Below are 2,556 nucleotides of genomic sequence, written 5' to 3' on the forward strand. Positions count from 1 at the left end.
GTAAGCGCGATTTTCGATGCGCATTGACGGCGCAAGACCGATGAACGTGCGCGCATTGGTAGCGAGATCCGGCTCTATCCGGCCGCAGTAGTCTTGGAGAAGTTGAACGGCAGCAGGTCGCCGATTTCGGCCGCTTCGCCCCGCTGCGGCAACTCTGTGAGCACGTGGCGCAGCCAGGCGAGCGGGTCGACGCCACAGGCGCGGCAAGTCAGCATGAGACTGTAGATCACGGCGCTGGCCCTGGCTCCGTCAGCGGTATCGCTGAACAGCCACGATTTTCTTCCGGTGGCAAAAACTCTGATCTCGCGTTCCAAGATGTTGTTATCGATCGGCATCGTGCCGTCACTGGTGTAGCGTGTCAGGTAATCCCATTGGTTCAGGGTGTAGGACACGGCTTCGCCGAGCTTTGTATCCGGCACGACCTTTGGCGCGATATTGTCGAGCCACACCTTCAGAGCATTCAGAACAGGCAGGCTGTGCTGTTGGCGGAAACGGCGAATGCAGTCAGCCGTCGTCTCCCCGGCATCTGGGGTTTTGTCTCTTGCCTGCTTTTCGATGTGGTAGAGCTGCTCGAAGAACCGGAGCGCCTGTTCCGGCGGTCCGCCTCCATTCTTCCTGGTTTTGAGGGCCTCGACGAAGCGCCGCCGGGAATGCGCCATGCATCCGACATGGGTTGCGCCATTCAATGTGCGCCAGGCTGTGTAGCCATCAGTGACGAGTATGCCCCGGTAGTCACCAAGGAAGGTCTGCGGGTGGATCTGACCGCGGCCGGGCTGGTAGTCGAGAAGCACGATCGGCTCGTCACTATCCTCGCTGCTGCGATAGGCCCACATGTATGACGTGCTGGTGGCTTCCTTGTCCTTTTCCTTGAGGACTTGGACCGTCGTGTCATCGCCATGAATGAGAGGCTGCGATCGCAACCGCAGTTTCAGGGCATCATAGATGCGGTGCAGATGCTTCTCGCTTGAGCCGATCACCCAGTGAGCGAGAGCGCCGCGGCTGATCGGAACACCGGCCCGCTCGAATGTTTGCGCCACGCGGTAAAGCGGCGTGCCATCGACGTATTTGTGGACCAGCGCGAAGGCAAGTGTCGATGCGGTGGCGATGCTGCCCGGCAGAGGCTGCGTCGGCATAGGCGCGATTACGACAGGCGTGTTGATCCCGGTGCGGTCGCAGTGGCGGCAGGCATATTTGAACCGCACATTCTGCAGGACCTTTGCCTTGACCTCGATATGAAGCTGTTCGCTAACGGCCTCGCCCATACGATGCATTTGGCTGTTGCAGCAGGGACAAGCCTTCTGATCGTCGGCAAGGTCGTATTCAACACGCTCGCGCGGCAGGTCTGCCGGCAGAGGCCTGCGTCCACGTTTCTTTCCCGTCTGACCTTCTACCGCTGGCAGGCCGGTGTCCGGAAGCTCGACAACATCACCTTCCTCGCCGTCATCTTCGATTGTAGCCTCTTCGGCCTCGTTGAAGAGACGATCAATGTGCTTTTCGCTGCGGGGTGCAAAGCGATGGAGCTTTGCAAGAGCCAGCTCCTCCTCAAGCTTGACGACCCGCTGCGAGAGCGCTTCCTTCTCGGCTTTGAGCGCAGCGATTTCGGCAGCATTGGCTGCCAATTGCGCCATCAGTTCTGCAATGCTCGGTTCGCTGGTGCGAGTCATCAGATTCTTGAATCTGAACCGCCCCTGCGCGTCAATCGCAATTCGCCATCCTCAGCCGGCGATCTGATACTGCCGCACGGGATGGCGGATCATCGCATCGATATCGATGCCGTCGAGAATCCAGTGAAGTTGCTCTGTCGTCAGCGTCACCACCGCAGTCTCTCGGCGTGGCCACCTGAACCTATCTTCCGTCAATTTCTTCAGGACCATAACAAACCCGGACCGATCAAAGAACAAAAGCTTCACCCGATCACGCCGGCGATTGCAGAAGGCAAACACTGATGGAGCAAACGGGTCCAGCTCCATCACCTCTTGCACCAGGACCGCGAGGCTATTGATGCCCGCGCGGAAGTCGATCGGCTCCCGATGGAGGTAGACCTTCAGATCAGCGCCCAGTCTGAACATGACCCAACGCTTCTATGATCGCCGCCAAGCCATCGACATCGCTGTATTCCACCGTCAGGCTGACCCCGTTCGGCAGCACCGCGCTCAGCTTGGATGCATGAGATCGTTTGCCGACCGGCTCCGCCTTCGTCAGTGGACCGCTGGCAGAAGACGAGTGCATATCTGCAGCTATCTGAACCGGAACGAACGCCGAGACCACAGGCAAAGCACGATCTTCTCTGGCTCTCTTCACCCACTTGCGAACGAGATTGGCGTTGACGCCGTGCTCTAGAGCTAGACGCGAGACCGAAACGCCGGGCTCTAAACACGCTGCGACAAGCTGATCTCGGGAGGCAGGGTCATATCGACGGCGGCCGTCGCGACCAACAAGCCGCACCTGCAATTTAGGAGCATCTTCATCCATGATTTGGTGTCCACCTATTTTTTGGTGGACACTTCATGCCTCAGAGCGCTGCGCCTCAAAAGGCGCACCGAAATTCGCGCTTAC

3 protein-coding genes are annotated in these 2,556 nt (G+C 58.8%); all 3 read right to left on the minus strand.

Going from position 1 to position 2,556, the window contains the following annotated elements:
- Nucleotides 1–74: 74 nt before the first annotated feature.
- Genes tnpC through tnpA form a run of 3 tightly spaced genes read right to left on the minus strand, consistent with a single transcriptional unit; the run spans nt 75 to nt 2,472 of the window.
- Nucleotides 75–1,664 carry an IS66 family transposase gene (gene tnpC / locus HGP16_RS33645; RefSeq protein WP_168844258.1) on the minus strand — a complete coding sequence of 530 codons (1,590 nt, stop codon included), beginning with the start codon at nt 1,662–1,664 and terminating at the stop codon, nt 75–77.
- 51 nt (nt 1,665–1,715) lie between these two features.
- Nucleotides 1,716–2,069 carry an IS66 family insertion sequence element accessory protein TnpB gene (gene tnpB, locus HGP16_RS33650; RefSeq protein ID WP_076846215.1) on the minus strand — a complete coding sequence of 118 codons (354 nt, stop codon included), beginning with the start codon at nt 2,067–2,069 and terminating at the stop codon, nt 1,716–1,718.
- Entirely contained in the window at nt 2,050–2,472 is a 423-nt protein-coding gene (gene tnpA / locus HGP16_RS33655) for an IS66-like element accessory protein TnpA (RefSeq protein WP_168844259.1), read from the minus strand. The genes tnpB and tnpA overlap by 20 nt, the downstream gene beginning before the upstream one ends.
- Nucleotides 2,473–2,556: the final 84 nt, after the last annotated feature.

The organism is Rhizobium sp. P40RR-XXII, assembly GCF_012641405.1.
Lineage (GTDB): Bacteria > Pseudomonadota > Alphaproteobacteria > Rhizobiales > Rhizobiaceae > Rhizobium.